The organism is Pseudonocardia aurantiaca, assembly GCF_039526725.1.
GTDB lineage: Bacteria > Actinomycetota > Actinomycetes > Mycobacteriales > Pseudonocardiaceae > Pseudonocardia > Pseudonocardia aurantiaca.
Window position 1 is genome coordinate 89787 of the sequence record NZ_BAAAJG010000008.1, and the last position, 19074, is coordinate 108860.

Consider the following 19074-nt stretch of genomic DNA (forward strand, 5'->3'; position numbering starts at 1 on the left):
GACCGGCGGTGCTGCGTTGAATGGTGAGTTCGCGGGCCCACTCACGCCGGCGCTCCCTGCGCCACGGTTTCCGCCCCGGCCAGCGACACCCCGAGGGGCTCGACCTGGACGGCGCAGAACTTGAACTCGGGGATCTTCCCGACGGGGTCGACCTCGTCGATCGTGAGCAGGTTGGCGGCCGCCTCGCGGAAGTGGAACGGGATGAAGCAGTTGCCGAGCTGCTCGCGGTGCGAGATGCGCACCAGCAGCTCGATCGACCCGCGCCGCGAGCGCACCCGCACCATCTCGCCGTGGGCGAGCCCGCGGTCGGCGGCGTCCTTCGGGTGCATGTACACCTCGGCCACCGGGGAGATCGCGTCGAGCGCGAAGGACCGCCGGGTCATGGAGCCGGTGTGCCAGTGCTCGAGCAGCCGGCCGGTGTTGAGCACCAGCGGGAACTCGGCGTCGGGCAGCTCCTTGGCGGGCAGCCACTGGGCGGCCACGAGGTGCGCGAGCCCGTCGTCGGTGTTGAACGACTCGTCGAACATGACGATCGTGCCGTCGGAGTGCTCCGGGTCGTCGTTCGGGTAGAGCTTCCCGGAGAGGCCGAGGTTGTCGTAGGCGAGGTTCGCGTACGACGGCATCACCGCGACCATCTCGTCGAAGATCTCCGACGGCGAGCCGTAGTTCCAGTCCAGCCCGAGGCTCCGGGCGATGTCCTGCACAATTTCCCAGTCCGGGCGGGCCTGGCCGGGCGGGTCCATCACCTTGCGGCCGAGCTGCACGCGGCGGTCGGTGTTGGTGTAGGTGCCGTCCTTCTCCAGGTACGACGTGGCCGGGAGGATCACGTCCGCGAACTCGGCGGTCTCGGTGAGGAAGATGTCCTGCACCACCAGGAACTCGAGCGCCGACAGCGCCTTGCGCACCTTGTTGATGTTGGGGTCGGACAGGAACGGGTTCTCCCCGAGCATGTACATCCCGCGCACGCCCACCGGCTGCAGCACCGACTTGATGATCTCGGTGACCGTCATGCCGCGGTTCGGGTTGAGCGGGGTGCCCCACGCCTCCTCGAAGTGGCGCTGCGTCGCCTCCCGGTCCACACCCTGGTAGTCCGGGTAGAACATCGGGATCAGCCCGGCGTCCGAGGCGCCCTGCACGTTGTTCTGCCCGCGCAGCGGGTGCAGTCCCGTGCCGGGACGCCCGACGTTGCCGGTGATCGAGCAGAGCGCGATCAGGCAGCGGGCGTTGTCGGTGCCGGTGGTGTGCTGGGAGATGCCCATGCCCCAGTACACGACCGCGGCACCGGCCTCACCCCACGTCCGCGCGACCTCGCGGATCTTGTCGGCGTCCACGCCGGTGATCTGGGCGGCACGCTCCGGCGGGTAGTCCGCCACGGTGCGGGCGATGTCGTCGTAGTTGGACGTGCGCTCGGCGATGAACTTGCGGTCGATGAGCCCGAGCCGGATCACCTCGTGCATCACCGCGTTGTAGAACGCCACGTCGGTGCCGGGCTTGAGCTGCACGAAGATGTCGGCGTGCTCGGCCACGGTCGACGCGCGCGGGTCGACGTAGATGATCTTCGTGCCGCGCCGGCGGGCCTGCTTGAAGAACGAGCTGGCCACCGGGTGGTTGGCCGTCGGGTTGGACCCCGTGATGATCACGACGTCAGCGTTGGCGACATCGCCGTAGGTGGTGGACACCGCGCCCGAGCCGACGCCCTCGAACAGCGCCGCCACCGACGAGGCGTGGCACAGCCGCGTGCAGTGGTCGACGTTGTTGGAGTGGAACGCCGTGCGGATCAGCTTCTGGAAGAGGTAGGCCTCTTCGTTGGAGCACTTCGCCGAACCGAACCCGGCGATCGCGTCGGGCCCGCCGGCGGCGTGGATCTCCTTGAGCCGGCGCGCGATGAGCTCGAACGCCTCCTCCCACGTGGCCTCGCGGAAGTACGGCAGCACCTCGTCGTAGTCGACCAGGCCGCCGGGCTTGCGGCCGCGGTCCTTGCCGGGCCTGCCGTCCTCGCGCTTGCGGCCCCCGCCGCTGCGGTTACCGCCGTCTCCGGCGCGGCCCCTGTCGTTGAGGGTGCCGCCGTGGCCGTCGCCCCGGACGTCCGCCGACAGCGGGCCCTTCGGGTAGGCCGAGTCGACCCGGATCAGCGGCACGGTGAGGCGTTGCGGTGAGGCGGAGTAATCCCAGCCGTACCGGCCCTTGACGCACAGGCGGCTCTGCGAGCCCGGCTGGTCGCGGCCCTCGGCGAAGGAGATCGCCCCGCGCTCGCGGTCGACGTAGTACGTGAGCGCGCAGCCGACGCCGCAGTAGGGGCAGACGCTGTCGACGGCGTCGAGCTCCTCGCGGGGCCGGATCGGGATGTTGCGGATCGACTTGTTCGTGAGCGCACCTGTGGGGCAGGCCTGCACGCACTCGCCGCACGTGACGCAGGAGCTCGCGCCCATGGGGTCGTTCAGGTCGAACGCGATCCGCGTGGAGTAGCCCTTGCCGGACCGGCCGATGACGTCGTTGCCCTGGATGTCGTCGCAGGCGCGGACGCAGCGGTCGCACAGGATGCAGGCGTCGTGGTTGACGTCGATGACCGGGTTCGACGAGTCGGTGCCGCGTCCGGAGCCGCAGGGCAGGTCGGTGGTCTCCCGCGCGACGCCGAAGCCGTCCGCGAGCTCGAGGAGCAGGTTGTCCTTGGTCTTGGTGTCCTTGGGGTCCTCGGCGCGCGGCGGCTGGTCGGAGATCAGCAGCTCGGTGAGGGCGGCGCGGTTGCGCTCCAGCTCGGGGGTGGAGGTCTTGACCTCCATGCCGTCCTCGCACGGGCGCACGCAGGAGGCGGCGAACACGCGGCCCCCGGTGTCGACCACGCACATCCGGCAGACGCCGACCGGGTCGTAACGCTCGTTGTGGCAGAGCACGGGGATGTCGATACCGGCCGATTTGGCCGCGTCGTAGATCGTGGTGCCCTCGGGAGCGGTCACCGATCGGCCGTCTATCTCGACGGTGACCGTGCGTACCGCGGTCGGTGAGTCCTGCACGGCTGTCATCTCGGCCTCCGGTCTTCGTGGCTGGCGGATTGACTCTAGTCGACTGTATGCAATCCGGGTTAGAGGTGCAGCAGCAGGTCGTCCAGATCGTTCGGATCTGCATCGCCTGCCGCGTCCAGCCCTCTGGCCGCGTAGTAGCCACCCACCATCGTCGCCAGCCGCGCGGCGGTGAGCGTCGCCACCCGGCCCGAGCCGAGCTCGAGCGGGGTCTCCAGCATTCGCGCGGGCAGCCGGTCGTCGGCTGCCGTGGCGCCTTCCCGCAGGTTGAAGACCCGCTTGGCGAGAACGATGCGCCGCGCGGTCGCGCGCAGCTCGTCGGCGCCGACCTCCCATCCCGTGACGGGTGTGAGCAGCGCGGCCCACTCCGTGAAGGGGTCGGTGAACACCCCCCGCAGGAACTTGCAGAGGATCATCGAGTCCATTACCGCTGCGCGGTCCTCGGTGCCGATCGCCGCATGAACGTGAGCTTCGCCACCGTCCAGCCGGTCCAGCTCGCCGGAGAGGTCGGCCTCGTACGCGCCGGACCGGTTGTGGTCGGCGCCGCGCGAGTTGACCGCCAGCCCCAGCGCCATCGACTGCAGGGTGCGCGGCTCGTAACCAGGCAGCTCCAGGCCCTTGACCTGCGGCGCGAAGTCGATCGAGCCGCCGCCCACCACCTGCGCGGCATGGCGGGAGCCCTGCGCGAGCAGCTCCCCGAGGCCCGGCTCGCGCGCGCCGATCATGTCGAGCGCCCGCAGCAGCGCCGGGCCGTCACCGAAACGCAGCCACGGCGCGTCGATCAGTCCGCGCTCGGCGCACTCCATCGCCCAGGCGATGGTGCCGCCCGCCGAGATCGTGTCGATCCCCAGCTCGTCGCAGCGCGCGCTGGCCGCGAACACGTCGTCCGGGTCGGAGACGCCGCACATCGGCCCGAGCGCGAAGACGTTCTCGTACTCCATGCGCTGGCTGCCCCCGCCCTTGCGGGAGTAGATGTGCTCGCAGCCGATTGAGCACGAGGCGCAGCTGTTGCGGGCCACGCCGCGCATCTCGTGCAGCTCTTCCGCGGCCAGCCGGGGGGCGCCCTCGAAGGTGGCCGCCGTGAAGTTGCGCGTCGGCAGCGTCGAGACGGCGTTGAAGGCCAGGAGGTTCGCGAGCGTCCCCAGCTCGCGGTACTTCTTGGTGGCGGGGCCGAAGCTGCGTTCGCGCAGGTCCTTCGCCGCGGCCATCACGGCGGGCGGGTCGGTGACCTCGACCCGGGTGGCCGCCTTGACCAGCACCGCCTTGATGTTCTTCGCGCCCAGCACGGCGCCGAGGCCGCCACGGCCGGCGTGCCGCCCGTCGTGGCTGATCGTGGCGTAGCGGACCCCGCGCTCCCCGGCGGGCCCGATCGCAGCCGTGCGCCAGCCCCGCCCGAACCGCTCGCGCACCGATGTCTCGGTCTCCGCCGCCGGCAGCCCGGCCAGCTCGGGCGCGGGTTCGAGCCGCACGCCGTCGGGGCCGATCATCAGCACCGACAGCACGTCCGCCCGGCCGCGGATCGCGATGGCGTCGTGGCCGGTCAGCTTGCCGGATATGGCGAACTGGCTCGACGCGAGCGCGTCGGTGAGCAGCTCGGTGAGCGGCGACTTGGCGACGACCGCAAACTTCGCGCTCGTGGTGAGCGGCGTGCCTACGAGCGGGGAGAACACGAACACGAGCGGCGCTTCGGGGCCGAGCGGGTCGTAGCGAGGTTCGGTGAGGCGGTGCAGCAGCCAGGTGCCCAGCCCTACCCCGCCCAAGTAGGCCCGCAGCACCCGTTCGTCGAGCTCGAAGGGCACACCAGTGGCCCCTGCGCCCTCTACGTCGACGACCAGAGCCCGTCCGAAATATCCGCCGGGAATCACCCCATCAGCCTATGCCTCTCAGCCGCCTGCGTCGGCGGACAGGAAGGCGACATTGTCGCCGGCGACCAGCGGGAGCTGCGCGTCGCGGCTGATCTGGTCGCCGTTCAGCGCGGCCACGACGTGCCGGTCCAGCGCGAGCCCGACCGCCTCGGCGGCCGCCCCCAGCGTGGCGGCGCCGACGGTGCGCGGGCCCCGCTGACCCCGGGAGGCCAGCGCCCCGAAACACTCGACGACCACGCCGGGGGCGGGCCGCTGCCGCGCCGACGCGTAGTCCTCGGGCGCGTTGACGTTCACGACCGAGTCGAGCTGCGGGTCGAACCGTGCGATGTCCCGGTCGGCGAGCAGGTCGGCGTCGTCGAGCTTCCGCACCTCGCACTGCTCGAACAGCATGCCCAGCTTGAGGCTGCGCTCGGCGGCGAGCTTCGCGACCCGGTCGGCGAGCGCGGTGCTGTAGCCGGCCGCGAGCGGCTGCCGGAACCCCCGCGCCATCGGCAGCACGACGTCCGGGGCGCCGTCGGTGAATCCGCCCTGGGTGAATCCGCGCAGCACCCGGCGGACGAACGCGGGGTGCAGGAACGGCATGTCGGTGGAGCAGACGAACGCGGCGGGGGCGCGCTCGGCCAGCGCGGCGAGCCCCACGGCGATGCCCTGCATCGGGCCGAGTCCCTCCACCGGGTCCTCGACCACCGCCACCCCGGCGGGCAGGTCGGGGAGCTCCTGGCCCGGAGCCTTCACCACGACGACCGGCCCGCCGACCGTGCGGGCCAGCACGGCGGTGGTGCGGTGCAGGAGCGTGGAGCCGTGCCACTCGAGGGCCGCCTTCGGTTCGCCCATCCGCGACGACCGGCCGCCCGCCAGCACAACGGCCCCTGCGGTACCGACCTCGATCTCCACCTCGGCGATGCTAGCTCTCTTGCTGCCGGGGACGGGCTCACGAGTCGAACGGGCACCACGGCAGGGTCCGGGCGTCGTCGCGCCCCGCACACACGACGTTGCCCGCGGCGCTCGGAACCAAGCGGCCCGTACCGCTGAGGCGCCTTCGCGAGCTGCACGGCCTGGACGACGGCCGCGCCGGCCAGCTGCTCCCGCTCGGCCGTCAGCGTGTCGGGCGGTGCGCCGGGCGGTGCGGTGAGGGAGCCCAGGAAGACCAGCGTGACGAGCGGCCGATCGGGCTGGAGGCGGTGGAGTTCGAGTGCCTGCCGGTTGTGGTCGAGGATCGTCGTACGGACCTGGTCGAAGATCCGCCCGTCGGGCAGCACGAGCGGGTTGCTGCCGTCCGTCACGCCCACGCAGATGCCGTCGATCCGTACGACGTCCGACGCGGTCGCCTCGATCCCCAGCCAGGTGAAGCCGTCCCCGCAGGTGCGGTCGCTGTGAACGAAGCCGAACCCGCCGTAGGCGACCGAGGCGCCAAGCAGGACCGTGATCACCATGCCGATGGCGGCCCATTGCGTCCGCAACGGGTGGCGAGAGGGGCGCCGGAAGGGGGGTCCGGGACGTTCCGCACGGCGATGACGTCGTCGGTCGCGTCGTCGGCGGCCTCGTCGGCGTCGACCCGGGCGTGCGGGATGTGGCGGCGCCGCGGGGCCGCAGGTGGCGCTCCGCGGCGCCCCCGAACGTGTCGATCATGTCGCGGGGCGTTCCGGGCGCCGAGTTGGGAGGCCAATTGGAGGGGCGGACCTACCGGCTCGACAACCCGTACGACTTGCGGATCGTGGCGGCCGACAGCCGCATCACCGTTTCCTACAACGGCGAGCAGAAAGCCGAGATCGACGAGAGCCGTTCCGGGTGGTATTGGAAGGTCGGCGCTGATACCCAGTCGAATCCGCGGAAAGGCGGCCGACGCCGTCGGCGAGGACGTCGGGTACTCGCTGAAGATCGACCACGAGCCGGGAAACGCCGCTCCGCCGCCCTCGCGCATCCGCGGGACGCGGGCCCGTCGGTGGCGCGGGCCCGGCGCGGCGGATCAAGATCACCGTACGAACATACGGAACATCGAGGCTGGAACGGTGTGCCGCGGACCCCGGACTTGATCGAACAGGCGACTCAGACGGCGTGCATACAGTATGCTGCGCCGGTGACCGACGCCTGGAAGAACCGCCCGACGTTGCCCGGTGAGCACGTCCGACTCGAACCGCTGGATGCGGAGCACGCCGAAGGCCTTTTCGAGGCCGGCTCCGATCCGGCGATCTGGACATGGCTCGCCGTCCGCCAGCCCGACGAAGTCGAGGGAATGCAGGGAATCATCGACAAGGCCCTCGCCGACGGCACGCGACTGGCCTGGGCGCAGGTGGATGCGAAATCCGGAGAGGTCGCCGGAACGACCTCCTTCTACCAGATCGACGCGACCAACCGGATCCTGTCGATCGGCCACACCTGGATCGGAAAGCGCTGGCAGCGCACCCCGCTCAACAGCGAGGCGAAACTGCTGATGCTGCGCTACGCATTCGAGGAGCTCGGGGCCAACCGGGTCTCGCTCGAGACGGACATCCGCAACGAGGCGTCGCAGCGTGCCAACGAGCGCCTCGGGGCGCAGCGGGAGGGCGTGCTGCGGGCCCACCGCGTCCGCCCGGACGGCACCCTCCGCGACACCGTCGTCTACTCGGTGATCGCTCCCGAGTGGCCCGCCGTCTGCGAGAAGCTTCAGGAGCGCCTCGCCAGGTGACGTAACCCAGGACGTGAGAGGGCCGCGTGCGCCTGGCGCTGACCCGCGCCGGCCACGCGGCCACCAACGGCCGGTCACCTCGCCGCCCGCACGGCGAGGTCCCATACCCTGATGGCGTTGTCGCGGGCCGCCGACACCAGGATCGGTGTGCCGCGCAGGTGGGTCACCCCGAGTGTGGTCACGGCGGCCTCGTGGCCCGTGAGCGGCGCCCCGAGCCGCTCGCCCGTGGTGAGGTCGTGGATCACGATCGTGTTCCGCTCGCCGTCGCTCACGACCACCGGCACGTCTCCGACGGCTGTCGTCACGATCGCGCCGTGCGCCGTGCCGGCCTCGATCTGGCGCACCTCGGCCCCGGTGTGCAGCTCGGTCACCCGGAGGTTGTCGCCGAAACGGGCGACCACCACCGCCCGGCCGTTGACCTCGGTGATGACGTTCCCGCTGCCGGACGTCGCGAGGTGCTCGCCGGTCTGCACGTCGTGGACGTGCACGTACCCGCCGACGTTGACCTGAAGGGCGTGCCGCCCGTCCACCTGGACCGGGGCGAGTCCGGCCATGCTGCCGTCGGCCGAGAGCGCCACGGGGTCCCCGATGGGCGTGCGGCTTCTCAGGTCCCACCGGCGCAGGAGCCGGTCGGCCCCGACCGTCGCGACGATCGGGCGCCCGTCGACGACCGTGGTCGTGATCATCTCGAGGCGTACCCCTGCTGCCCGACGAGGGGAGTGCCGACGGGGACGCCGGTGTGCAGATCGGTCGTCTCGATGGCGCCCGTGTAGTCGATCTGGGCGACCAGCGTCGTCGCGTCGACGTCGACGACCGTGGTGAGCGTCGCCATCAGCGCGGGCCGCTCGACCGGCCCTCCTGGCTGGTCCGCACCGGCGGGCCCGGACGGCCGCACGAGGGCGACGGCGAGTGCCGTGCCGAGTGCGGCGACGGTCGCGGTGGCCGCGAGGAGAAGCCGGCGGCGATCGAGGCGCGCCGGGCGCGGCGTGGGGCCGAGGGCGAGCAGGGCGTCCGGCGCGGCGGCGCCCGGCGGCACCGGTGGCCTCCCGAGCCCGAGCCCGACGAGCTGCACGAACTCACCCCGGTCGGGTGAGCCGGTCAGCAACACCTCGCTCGTGTGGACGGGCCGGTGGCCGAGGCCCGCCCGGCCCATGGCGGCCTGCGCGGAGCGCACCTGCTCGGCGACCACAGCGGCTCTGTCCGGGTCCAGGGGGCCGTGGCGCAGAGCCTCGTCGAGGGTCGGGCCGCGGACGAGCCGCATGTCCAGGTAGGCCAGGCCGCCGAGCTCGCCGTAGCGGTGGATCGGCACGATCTGCGGTTCCCGCAGCGCGCCGAGCACGGAGGCGTCGTGGCGGAAGCGCTCGCGAAACCCGGCGTCGGCCGACAGCTGCGGCGAGAAGACCTTCAGCGCGACGACGCGGTTGCCGTGGCTGGAGTCCACGGCGCGGTAGACGGTACCGACGGCCCGTGCCCGAGCAGGCCGTCGAGCCGGTACGGCCCGAACATCACACGCGGCGGCGGGGCTGTTGTGCTCATGCCGGTGACGACCGCTGCGAGCGCGGATCGGTTGGGGCGGGGGTCAGCGGCGCCCGGGCCTCAGCGCGGCAGGTCCTCGAATCGGCGCAGGCGTGCCTGCATCTCCGGGTATGGCGTCGCCGGTGGCCCCAGGCGCCCGTCGCGGACGGACGCGGCCACCGCGACCGCCGCGTCGATCGCCGCCCGGTACGGCAGCGAGCCCGTGCTCACCCGGCGCACGCCGAGCGCGCCGAGCTCCACGAGCGACAGCGTGGGGTGCGCGAGCACGTTCACCGGCACCGGGATGGCCGCTGCGAGCTCCCGGAGCTGCGCAGGGTCCGTCGCGCCGGGCACGAAGATCCCGTCGGCGCCCGCCTCGACGTAGGCCGCCGCGCGTTCCAGGGTGGCGGGCACAGTGGCGTCCTGGCCCAGCCAGTAGGTGTCGACGCGGGCATTGACGAACAGCCCGGGGCTGCGGCGCTTGACCGCCGCGACCTTCGCCGCGTGGGCCGCGGGGGCGACAAGCCGTTCGGCGGAGCTGTCCTCGATGTTGATCCCGGCGACGCCGAGCCCGGCGGCGTAGTCGGACACCTGCTCGGGGTCGTCGTCGTACCCGTCCTCGACGTCCACCGAGACGGGGCAGCGGAGCCGGCCGAGCAGCCGCGCGAGCTCGTGGTTCGCCCCCTTCGTCGCACGCCCGCCGTCGGGGTACCCGCCGCTCGCGGCGACGCCAAAGCTGGTCGTCCCGATGGCGGGGAACCCAGCCTCGACGAACGCGAGCGCGGATGCCACGTCCCAGGCGTTGGGCAGCAGGAGGGGCAGCTCACCGTGGTGCAGGTCGTGGAACGTCATGAAGCCATCCTGCGGCCCTGCGCCGGGCGACCCCCACGCCCGCCCGGCGCCGGTGGGACCCGGTGCCGAGATCGTGAGCAACCGGAGGTGGTGATCTTGGTGGTCGACACGGAAGGGTGGGCGGATACGCTCCCGTGCCCCGCAGTCGCAGAAAGTGAGTGGCCACCACCATGACCGACGAAGCCGCAGTCGCCGGGACGGGAATCGACGCCAGCGTCCCCCACTCGGCGCGGATCTGGAACTACTGGCTGGGCGGCAAGGACAACTACGCCGTCGACCGCGAGGCCGGCGACGCGTGGCTGGCGATCCACCCGGAGATCACCGTGATCGCCCGGGAGACCCGGGCCTTTCTCAACCGCTCGGTCCGTTACCTCGCCGGTGAGGTCGGGATCCGGCAGTTCCTCGACGTCGGCACCGGGCTGCCGACCGCCGACAACACCCACGAGGTCGCCCAGCGCGTCGCCCCCGACGCCCGGATCGTCTACGTGGACAACGACCCGCTGGTGCTGGCCCACGCCAGGGCTCTGCTCACCAGCACGCCGGAGGGCTCCACCCGGTACCTGCACGCAGACATGCACGACTCCGCCGCCCTGATCGAGGGCGCGGCCGAGATCCTCGACTTCGAGCAGCCCGTCGCCGTGTACTTCATGGGCGTCCTCGGCCACATCCACGACCTCGAAGAGGCCCAGACGCTGGTCAAGGGCCTCATGGACCGGGTGCCGCCAGGCAGCTACCTCACCATCTGCGACAGCACCCACGCCGCCGAGAGCGGAGCCTTCCAGCAGGCCCAGGAGGAGTACGCCGAGACCGGCGCCGTGGCTTACTGGAACCGGTACCCGGAGGAGATCGCGAGCTTCTTCGACGGCCTGGAGTGGGTCGAGCCCGGGTTCGTCTCGGTGCCGACGTGGCGGCCGGAGCAGCCGACCGGTGTGACCGTGCTGCCCGTCGACCCGCCGGCCTTCCTCGATCACTTCGGCGGAATGGCGCGCAAGCCTTAGGAGCGCCCTGACCAACTCGGCCCTGCTACTGCGCTACGGGCGGAGTTGTTCAGGACCCGCCCAGTGCCGCGGCTCGGGATGACGCCGTGCCGGCCGGAACGGCCCCCCAACCCGCTCCGGCCGGCAGACGGTAAGACCGCACGAGCCTCTCGACGGTTGGTCCGAGTGAGCTAGATCACAGGCGCGAGCCAGATGAAATCCCCGTCCGCGACCCGTCATACCGACGAACAAGCGACGAAGCGGACGGAGAACCCAGATGGAAACGACCGAGCAGGGCGCCGAGGCCGGGGCGCAACGCACCTTCGGCCACGTCTTGGCCAACACCCTCGTGGCGTCGGTCGTCAACTTCACCGTCTGGTTCGCGGTCACGTTCTTCGTCTACCTCGAGACCCGCTCGGTGTTCGCCACCGGGATCATCGGCGGCATCTTCCTGGCGCTCACGGCGCTGTCGGGCATCTGGTTCGGCAGCCTCGTTGACCACCACCCGAAGCGCACGGTGATGATCGGCTCCAGCGCGGCGTCGCTCGTGTTCTACGCGGCGAGCCTCGCCGTCTATCTGGCCGCGGGGCCCGAACCGTTCCGCGACCCGGCGAGCCCCGTGCTCTGGGCGTTCGTGCTGCTGCTGATGACCGGTGTGATCATCGGCAACGTCCGCGGGATCGCGATGTCCACCGTGGTGACGCTGCTGGTGCCCGAGCCGGGCCGGGACCGGGCCAACGGGCTCGTCGGCACGGCCTCCGGGGCGTCGTTCCTGGTCACCTCGGTCATCAGCGGTCTGCTCATCGGCCTGGCGGGCATGCTCTACGTGCTCCTCCTCGCCGTCGCCGCCACGGCGGCGGCAATCCTGCACCTCGCGAGCGTGCGCATCCCCGAGGAGCGAGCGCCCGAGGCCGACGGCGAGCCGCGCAAGGTCGACCTCCGCGGCACGTTCGCGCTGGTGGCCGCCATGCCGGGCCTGCTGGCCCTGATCGCCTTCTCGACGATCAACAACTTCCTCGGCGGCGTCTACATGGCGCTGATGGACCCCTACGGCCTCTCGCTCGTGTCGGTCGAGACGTGGGGCCTGTTGTGGGGCTTCCTCAGCACGGGGTTCATCGTCGGCGGCCTGGTGATCAGCAAGCGCGGCCTCGGCCGCAACCCGCTGCGCTCCATGCTGATCGCGAACATCGTGATCTGGACGATCTCCAGCGTCTTCACGTTGCAGTCCTCGATCATCCTGCTCACCGTCGGCATGTTCATCTACATGTGCGTCATGCCCTACCTCGAGGCGTCGGAGCAGACGGTGCTCCAGAAGGTCGTGCCGTTCGAGCGCCAGGGCCGGGTGTTCGGCTTCGCGCAGAGCGTCGAGCAGGCCGCCTCACCGCTCACCGCGTTTCTCATCAGCCCGATCGCCCAGTTCGTTTTCATCCCGTTCATGACGACGGGCGCGGGCGCCGAGCTGATCGGCCCCTGGTACGGCGTCGGGCCCGAGCGCGGCCTCGCGCTGCTGTTCACGATCACCGGCGTGATCGGCCTGGTGGTCACTCTCCTCGCGTTCGGCAGCCGCTACTACCGGCGGCTCTCCGCCCGCTACCTCGACGAGCAGCCGATCGAGGACGGGCAGGCGATCGAGCCGGTCGCCGCCCCCACCGCCGCGCCGGATCCCACCGCCGAGCCCGCCGTCGTCGCGGTGCCCGTGGACCGGTGACCGTTGCCCGACCGGGCCCCCGCCCCGCTGATCACGAGGCGGCGCTGTGCTCGGCTGCCGGTGTCGTCGCGACGTCCCGGCCGGTCGGCGGCACGTGCCGCAGCTGCGTGCCGATGAAGACCGCCGCCACCACGAGCACTGCCGCGCTGACGACGGCGAAGACGTTGAGTCCAGAGGTGAATGCCTCCCGGGCGACAACGAGCAGTGCCCCGCCCGCGGGCTCGGGCAGAGCGGCGGTCTCCGCGAGCGCAGCGGCCACGCTCTCCTCGGCAGCCGCGGCGGCGCCGGTGGGCAGGCCATCCGGCAGGTTCCCGGTGACCCCGCTCCGGTAGACCGCGGTGCCGAGGCTGCCGAGGAGCGCGATGCCCAGCGCAGCGCCGGCCTCGTTCGCGATCTGCGCCATCGCCGACGACGATCCGGCCTTCTCCGGCGGCGACGCCCCGACCACGAGGTTCGTGCCCAACGAGAGCAACGGCCCTTCGAACAGGCCGATGAGGGCGAACCCGATCACGAGCGGGGCCGGTCCGTCCGCGGCGCCCAGCTTGGAGAACCACAGGAAGACGGCGGCCGTCCCCAGCACGCCGGACGCGATGAGGTACGCGGGCCGAATCCGCCTGCTCAGGATCGGCGCGAACGTGACGCTGACGACGGACACCGCCATCCCCGGCAGCAGGCACAGCGCGGCCTGGAGCGGGGTCAGCCCTGCGACGGACTGGAAGTGCTGGGTGATGAACAGCAGGCTGGACGCCCCGACCAGCCCGTAGAGAAGCAGGCCGACCAGCATCGTGCTGAACGAGCGGTTGTCGAACAGGCGCAGGTCGGGCAGCGGGTCGGCGAGGCGGAGCTGGCGCCGCGCGAACACCGCACCCAGCGCGATCCCGGCCAGGCCGACGACCACGGGCACCGGCTGCAGCCCGTGCCGGGCCATCTCCTTGATCCCGTAGACGAACGCCAGCATCGCGGCGAGCGACAGCGCGGCGCTCGCCACGTCCAGGCGGCCGGCGCCGGGGTTGCGGAACTCGGGCACCAGCACCGGGGCGAGCACGAGCAGCAGCGCCATCACCGGCACGCCGAGCAGGAACACCGAGCCCCACCAGAAGTGCGCGAGGACGAGGCCGCCGACGACCGGGCCGAGGATCGCCCCGAGGGTGAACGAGGCGGCCCAGAAGCCGATGGCCACACCCATCTGCCGGGGCTCCCGGAACATGTTGCTGACCAGTGAGAGCGTGGACGGGGCGAGGGTGGCGCCGGCGATCCCGAGCAGGGCGCGGGAGGCGATCAGCAGATCGGGGCTGGTCGCGTAAGCGGAGACGAGGGAGGCCACGGCGAAGCTCGCCGCGCCGATCATCAGCAGCTTCCGCCGCCCGATGCGGTCGCCGAGGGTGCCCATGGTGACGAGGAACCCGCCGACGACGAAGCCGTAGATGTCGAGGATCCAGAGCTGCTCGACGGCGCTGGGCTGCAGGTCGGCGGTGAGGCCGGGCAGGGCCAGCAGCAATACGAACATGTCGAAGGTGATCATCAGGGTGGCCAGGGACAGCACCGCGAGCCCCGTCCACTCCCTTCGTCCCGCGCGCAGGGGTTCGTCCGTCGTGGTCACGTGTCGGTTGCTCTCGTCGTCGGCGCCAAGAGCGGTCGCCTACTGACCCGACACGGGCCGCGGGACGGAATCGACACCCCGCCGCGCCTGCGGCCCTGCGCGCGGACGGAGGTTCAGCCCTCCGACGCCGCGCGCAGCAGCCGGAGCTGGCCGATCTCGGTGGCGTTCTTCATGAGCTCGGCGTTCACCCAGGCGACCGTGTGGGCGACGGTCAGCCCGGAGTCTGCCGGCCACGGGAACGGGGCCGGGGCGTCCAGGTCGGGGCCGGTGAGCCGGTCGAGTACAGCCACCCACTCCGCGCGCAGGTCGCGCAGCCACCCGACGGCCGCCTCCGCGGTGCCCGGCCAGCCGATCTCGGTCCGCTCCCGCGGCGTGCGGCCTTGCAGGTGGTCGAGGGTGACGCTCCACCACCAGCCGACGAGGTCAGCCGCTCGAGGTGGAGTTCGAGGAGCGACCAGGTCAGGTCGAACTGCCAGCGCAGGAGGTCGCGGTGCGGGACGGACACGCGCCGAGCCCGGCAGACCCAAGATCCACCCGGAACCGGATTGCCGGCTCACCGTCCTCGTCGTCGTCCTGCCGCGCCGGGCCGCAGCGCGCCGCGAGTCTGCTTTTCAACGCGCGGTGACCGGCAGCAGATCGACGGCTACAAGGCCATGGTCGAGCGCTGCATGGCCGAGTACGACCTCGACGGCTGGACCGTGCCGGACCTCATCGGCCCTGACGACGTGTCGGTGCAATCGCGGCCGGTGGCAGGAGCGTGGCGGGGGTGCGACAGGCGCAGCACGTCCCGCCCGAACGACCAGCAGAGCAGAGCGAGCGCCACCGCGACGAGCCCGGCCGAGATCACGGGCGGGAGCAGCTCGGCGGCCGCCACCACGAGCGCCACCCCCTGCAGCGCCGCCACCGTCTTCGCCGCGAGGTTCGGTGGCAGCGGCCCGCGCAGCCACGGGAGCACCCAGCTCGCCGCCACGAACACGTAGCGCATCCCGCCGATCGCGAGCGCCCACGGCCCCACGATCCCGGCGACGTGCACGCTCAGCACGAGCACGAGGAACGCGTCCACCTCCATGTCGAAGCGGGCGCCCACCGCGGAGACCGTGCCGGTGCGTCGTGCGACGCGGCCGTCGACGGCGTCGAGGGCCAGCGCCACCGCGGCGATGCCGACCAGCGCGGGCGTCGGGGAGGCGCCGCTCACCAGCTCCTCGGCCACCAGCGCCGTCACGCTCCCGACGAGCCCGGCGCGGCCCAGCGTGACGAGGTCGGCGGGCCCGAGCGATGCGCGCCCCGCCCGGCGCAGGGCGCCGGCGAGGAGGACCGACAGCGCGATCGCATAGACGACCCCGGCCACGAGGGCCACCGGCCCCGCGCCGCCGCCCAGCCATATCCCGACCAGCAGAATCACCTGTCCGGCTGCGGCTGCCGCCTGCACCCGGTTCGCGGGAGTCATCACGCCCACTGTGCTCGTCGTAGTCTCGTGTCGCACGTCCTGAACACGGATGCGGCGATCACCCGGTTCAACCGACCATCCGGAGGCACGACCGTGTCCAGTACCGCTCGCGCCTGCTGGCTGCGCGCTCCCGGCCACGCCGAGATCCGCCCGGTCGTGCTGCCCGAGCCGGGGGCCGGCGATGTCGTGGTCCGGACGCTGTTCACCGGGGTGAGCCGCGGCACCGAGACCCTCGTGTTCCGCGGGGGTGTGCCGGAGAGCCAGCGCGCCGTGATGCGGGCGCCCTTCCAGGAGGGCGACTTCCCGGCGCCGGTGAAGTACGGCTACCTCGCCGTCGGGGTCGTCGAGCACGGTCCGGACGAGCTGCTCGGGCGCACCGTGTTCTGCCTCTATCCGCACCAGACGCGGTTCGTCGTGCCGGCAGGCGCGGTCGCCCCGATACCCGACGACGTGCCGCCGGAGCGGGCCGTGCTCGCGGGCACGGTGGAGACCGCCGTCAACGCGTTGTGGGACGCGGCGCCGCTCGTCGGCGACCGGGTGGCCGTGGTCGGAGGCGGGATGGTGGGCTGCAGCGTCGCCGCGCTCCTCGCCGGGATCCCGGGCGCGCGGGTCGAGCTGGTGGACACCGACCCGTCCCGGGCGGCGGTGGCCGAGGCACTCGGTGTGGGGTTTGCCACGCCCCCCGACGCCACCGGTGACTGCGACCTCGTCGTGCACGCGAGCGCCACGGACGCCGGGCTCACCCGGTCCCTCGAGCTGCTCGCCGCCGAGGGCGAGGTGGTGGAGCTGAGCTGGTACGGCGACCGGCGCGTGAACGTGCCGCTCGGCGAGGCCTTCCACTCCAAGCGCCTCACCGTGCGTGGCAGCCAGGTGGGCACGGTGTCGCCGCGGCGGGCCCGGCGCAGCTACTCCGATCGGATGGCGTTGGCGCTGCGCCTGCTCGCCGATCCGCGCTTCGACGCCCTGGTCACGGGGGAGTGCCGCTTCGAGGAGCTGCCCGAAGTGCTCGCGGGTCTTGCGGCCGGTGAACCGTCTGCGCTGTGCGTGCGTGTGGGGTACGGGGCGCCGCAGCCCTAACCCAGCACCCGTGCGCTGAGAGGTCGATCTTTGTTCAGCATCACCGTCCGTGACCACGTCATGGTTGCCCACAGCTTCCGGGGCGAGGTCTTCGGACCGGCCCAGCGCCTGCACGGCGCCACGTTCGTCGTCGACGCGACGTTCCGGCGGGCCGAGCTGGACGCCGACAACATCGTGGTCGACATCGGGCTGGCCACCCAGGAGCTGGGCGCCGTGCTCGCCGACCTCAACTACCGCAACCTCGACGACGAGCCGGCCTTCGCGGGCGTCAATACCTCCACCGAGTTCCTGGCCAAGGTGATCGCGGACCGGCTGGCGGACAAGGTGCACGCCGGGGCGCTCGGCGAGGGGGCCCGCGGGCTCGCCGGGATCGCGGTCACGCTTCATGAGTCGCACGTCGCGTGGGCGAGCTACGAGCGGACCCTGTGACCGTTCCCGACCCCGTGCACGTGGTCGTCCCCGGCGACATCGACGACCCCGCGCGGCCCAGTGGCGGCAACGCCTACGACCGGCGGATCTGCCTGGGCCTCCCCGCCGCCGGCCGTCCGGTGCGTGAGCTGGCGGCGCCCGGCCCGTGGCCGTACCCGGACGCCGCCGCGCGCGCCGATCTGGACCGGCTGCTCGCCGCGGTGCCCGCCGGCTCGGATGTGCTGCTCGACGGCCTGGTCGCCTGCGCCGCGCCGGACGTCCTCGCACCGCACGCCGGGCGGCTGCGCCTGGTGGTGCTGGTGCACCTCCCGCTCGGCGACGAGGCCGGTCTCGCCCCGGAGACCGCCGCCGAGCTGGCCGCGCGCGAGCGGGCCGCCCTGCACGCCGCCTTCGCCGTCGTGGCCACGAGCCCGTGGGCGGCGCGCCGGCTCGCCGAGGTCCACGACCTCGCGGGTGTGCACGTCGTCACACCCGGCGTGGAGCCCGCGCCTCTCGCACCTGGCGGGGACGGCTCCGCGCTGCTCTGCGTCGGCTCGGTGACGCCCACGAAGGGCCAGGACCTGCTCGTCGAGGCGCTGGCCGAGGTCGCGGACCTGGCATGGACCTGCCTGCTCGTCGGGCCGCTCGTTCGTGATCCCGGGCACGTCGCCGCGGTGCGCGCGCTGCTGGAGCGCCGCGGCCTGGCCGAGCGCGTCCGGCTGACCGGCCCGCGCACCGGGCCCGACCTGCACGCGGCCTATGCGGCGGCCGACCTGCTCGTGGTGCCTTCGCGCCGCGAGTCCTACGGGATGGTCGTGACCGAGGCCCTCGCCCGCGGCGTCCCGGTGCTCGCCGCGGCCGTCGACGGCGTGCCGGAGACCGTGGGGTGCGCCTCCGACGGGCGGGTACCGGGCCTGCTCGTGCCGCCCGGCGATGTCGCGGCACTCGGCGTCGCGCTTCGCCGCTGGCTCGGCGACCCGGACCTGCGCGAGACCACACGCAGCGCCGCGCGGGAGCGCCGCGCTGACCTCGACGGATGGGAGGTGACGGCGCGTTGTCTGACGCAGGTACTGGCAGGGACGGCACAGCCTGGGACGCCCGGCTGAGCGAGCCGGGATCGCCTGAGTGCACCCCGGACTGGCTCGCGCTGCGCGAGCCCGCGGACGCGGCCGCGCGGGCCTCGCGGCTGGTGGACCAGCTGCTCCCGCACCTGCCGCCGGGGCGGCTGGTGGTGCGTGACCTGGGCTGCGGTTCGGGCTCGATGGGCCGCTGGCTGGCCGGGCGCCTGCCGGGTGAGCAGCAGCACTGGGTGCTGCACGACCGCGACCCCGGCCTGCTGGAGATCGCCGCGGCCGGCCTGCCCCCTGGCGTGACGGCCGAGACCTCGGCCGGTGACGTCACCGACCTCGACGCCGCCGCCCTCGCCGGGACCTCGCTGGTGACCGCGTCGGCGCTCCTGGACCTGCTGACGGCCGAGGAGCTCGCCGGTCTGGCCGCGGCGTGCGCCCAGGCCGGCTGTGCCGCGCTGCTGACGCTGTCGGTGGTGGGGAGCGTGTCGTTCACCCCCGCCGACCTCCTCGACGAGGCATTCGCCGCCGCGTTCGACGCCCACCAGCGCCGCACCGTGGCCGGGCGCAGGCTCCTCGGACCGGACGCGCCGGCCGCCGCCGTCACGGAGTTCCGCAGGCACGGAGCTCAGGTGGCCACCGCGTCGAGCCCGTGGCGGCTCGGGCCGGGCGAGGCCGCCCTCGCGGAGGAGTGGCTGCGCGGGTGGATCTCCGCCGCGTGCGAGGAGCGACCGGAGCTGGCCGCGGAGGCAGGCGCCTACCTCGGCCGCCGGCTCGCCGCAGCGGCGGTGGGGGAGCTGCACGTGGTCGTCGGGCACGCGGACCTCCTCGCCCTGCCCTCGGGCGGTACGGCGTGACGCCGCGCGCGTGGGCCGC

16 protein-coding genes are annotated in these 19074 nt (G+C 72.6%); 7 read left to right on the top strand and 9 right to left on the bottom strand.

The window, feature by feature from the left end; genetic code table 11:
* Positions 1 to 41: 41 nt before the first annotated feature.
* The 3 genes from fdhF to ABD143_RS10325 are packed head-to-tail and all read right to left on the bottom strand — an operon-like array spanning position 42 to position 5776.
* The gene (gene fdhF / locus ABD143_RS10315) at positions 42 to 3020 is read right to left on the bottom strand and encodes a formate dehydrogenase subunit alpha (RefSeq protein WP_343974876.1); all 2979 of its coding nucleotides are present in this window, start codon (positions 3018 to 3020) and stop codon (positions 42 to 44) included.
* 59 nt (positions 3021 to 3079) lie between these two features.
* The gene (locus ABD143_RS10320) at positions 3080 to 4882 is read right to left on the bottom strand and encodes an aldehyde ferredoxin oxidoreductase family protein (protein ID WP_343974879.1); all 1803 of its coding nucleotides are present in this window, start codon (positions 4880 to 4882) and stop codon (positions 3080 to 3082) included.
* Positions 4883 to 4900: 18 nt separating this feature from the next.
* Entirely contained in the window at positions 4901 to 5776 is an 876-nt protein-coding gene (locus ABD143_RS10325; protein ID WP_343974882.1) for an NTP transferase domain-containing protein, read from the bottom strand.
* A 1183-nt stretch (positions 5777 to 6959) separates the two neighbouring features.
* On the opposite strand from ABD143_RS10325, the gene ABD143_RS10330 reads away from it, so the two are divergent.
* On the top strand, positions 6960 to 7547 hold the full coding sequence (locus ABD143_RS10330; protein WP_343977277.1) for a GNAT family N-acetyltransferase: 588 nt from the start codon (positions 6960 to 6962) through the stop codon (positions 7545 to 7547).
* A gap of 74 nt (positions 7548 to 7621) precedes the next feature.
* Here the strand turns inward: ABD143_RS10330 and ABD143_RS10335 are convergent, their stop codons facing one another.
* The 3 genes from ABD143_RS10335 to ABD143_RS10345 form a co-directional block, all read right to left on the bottom strand.
* Positions 7622 to 8233 (bottom strand): WD40 repeat domain-containing protein, encoded by a 612-nt coding sequence (locus tag ABD143_RS10335; RefSeq protein WP_343974885.1) that lies wholly within the window; start codon positions 8231 to 8233, stop codon positions 7622 to 7624.
* Positions 8230 to 8988 (bottom strand): protein kinase family protein, encoded by a 759-nt coding sequence (locus tag ABD143_RS10340; protein ID WP_343974888.1) that lies wholly within the window; start codon positions 8986 to 8988, stop codon positions 8230 to 8232. Before ABD143_RS10340 ends, ABD143_RS10335 begins: the two co-directional genes overlap by 4 nt.
* A gap of 155 nt (positions 8989 to 9143) precedes the next feature.
* Entirely contained in the window at positions 9144 to 9914 is a 771-nt protein-coding gene (locus ABD143_RS10345) for an isocitrate lyase/PEP mutase family protein (protein WP_343974891.1), read from the bottom strand.
* A 170-nt stretch (positions 9915 to 10084) separates the two neighbouring features.
* Here ABD143_RS10345 and ABD143_RS10350 point away from each other — a divergent pair, with 170 nt between their 5' ends.
* On the top strand, positions 10085 to 10912 hold the full coding sequence (locus ABD143_RS10350) for an SAM-dependent methyltransferase (protein WP_343974894.1): 828 nt from the start codon (positions 10085 to 10087) through the stop codon (positions 10910 to 10912).
* A 256-nt stretch (positions 10913 to 11168) separates the two neighbouring features.
* Positions 11169 to 12599: an MFS transporter gene (locus ABD143_RS10355; RefSeq protein WP_343974897.1), complete on the top strand. Its 1431-nt coding sequence runs from the start codon at positions 11169 to 11171 to the stop codon at positions 12597 to 12599.
* Positions 12600 to 12630: 31 nt separating this feature from the next.
* On the opposite strand, the gene ABD143_RS10360 is transcribed toward ABD143_RS10355, so the two are convergent.
* The 3 genes from ABD143_RS10360 to ABD143_RS10370 all read right to left on the bottom strand — a co-directional run bounded on the left by ABD143_RS10360 (position 12631) and on the right by ABD143_RS10370 (position 15646).
* Positions 12631 to 14199 (bottom strand): MFS transporter, encoded by a 1569-nt coding sequence (locus ABD143_RS10360; RefSeq protein WP_343974900.1) that lies wholly within the window; start codon positions 14197 to 14199, stop codon positions 12631 to 12633.
* A gap of 113 nt (positions 14200 to 14312) precedes the next feature.
* Complete coding sequence (locus ABD143_RS10365) at positions 14313 to 14756, bottom strand: DinB family protein (protein WP_343974903.1); 444 nt, start codon at positions 14754 to 14756, stop codon at positions 14313 to 14315.
* A gap of 86 nt (positions 14757 to 14842) precedes the next feature.
* Positions 14843 to 15646 carry a CDP-alcohol phosphatidyltransferase family protein gene (locus ABD143_RS10370; RefSeq protein WP_343974906.1) on the bottom strand — a complete coding sequence of 268 codons (804 nt, stop codon included), beginning with the start codon at positions 15644 to 15646 and terminating at the stop codon, positions 14843 to 14845.
* A 93-nt stretch (positions 15647 to 15739) separates the two neighbouring features.
* On the opposite strand from ABD143_RS10370, the gene ABD143_RS10375 reads away from it, so the two are divergent.
* Genes ABD143_RS10375 through ABD143_RS10390 form a run of 4 tightly spaced genes read left to right on the top strand, consistent with a single transcriptional unit; the run spans position 15740 to position 19055 of the window.
* A complete protein-coding gene (locus tag ABD143_RS10375) occupies positions 15740 to 16723 on the top strand; it encodes a zinc-dependent alcohol dehydrogenase (RefSeq protein WP_343974909.1) in 984 nt (327 codons plus the stop codon).
* A 30-nt stretch (positions 16724 to 16753) separates the two neighbouring features.
* Entirely contained in the window at positions 16754 to 17152 is a 399-nt protein-coding gene (locus ABD143_RS10380) for a 6-pyruvoyl trahydropterin synthase family protein (protein ID WP_343974912.1), read from the top strand.
* On the top strand, positions 17149 to 18237 hold the full coding sequence (locus tag ABD143_RS10385) for a glycosyltransferase family 4 protein (protein ID WP_343974915.1): 1089 nt from the start codon (positions 17149 to 17151) through the stop codon (positions 18235 to 18237). The genes ABD143_RS10380 and ABD143_RS10385 overlap by 4 nt, the downstream gene beginning before the upstream one ends.
* Positions 18186 to 19055: a methyltransferase domain-containing protein gene (locus tag ABD143_RS10390; RefSeq protein WP_379659660.1), complete on the top strand. Its 870-nt coding sequence runs from the start codon at positions 18186 to 18188 to the stop codon at positions 19053 to 19055. Before ABD143_RS10385 ends, ABD143_RS10390 begins: the two co-directional genes overlap by 52 nt.
* Positions 19056 to 19074 lie beyond the last annotated feature (19 nt).

Excerpts from the sequence above, each read along its gene's own strand:
- fdhF (WP_343974876.1), bottom strand. The coding sequence starts at position 3,020 with ATGACAGCCGTGCAGGACTCACCGACCGCGGTACGCACGGTCACCGTC.
- ABD143_RS10335 (WP_343974885.1), bottom strand. The coding sequence starts at position 8,233 with ATGATCACGACCACGGTCGTCGACGGGCGCCCGATCGTCGCGACGGTC.
- ABD143_RS10345 (WP_343974891.1), bottom strand. The coding sequence starts at position 9,914 with ATGACGTTCCACGACCTGCACCACGGTGAGCTGCCCCTCCTGCTGCCC.
- ABD143_RS10350 (WP_343974894.1), top strand. The coding sequence starts at position 10,085 with ATGACCGACGAAGCCGCAGTCGCCGGGACGGGAATCGACGCCAGCGTC.
- ABD143_RS10355 (WP_343974897.1), top strand. The coding sequence starts at position 11,169 with ATGGAAACGACCGAGCAGGGCGCCGAGGCCGGGGCGCAACGCACCTTC.
- ABD143_RS10370 (WP_343974906.1), bottom strand. The coding sequence starts at position 15,646 with ATGACTCCCGCGAACCGGGTGCAGGCGGCAGCCGCAGCCGGACAGGTG.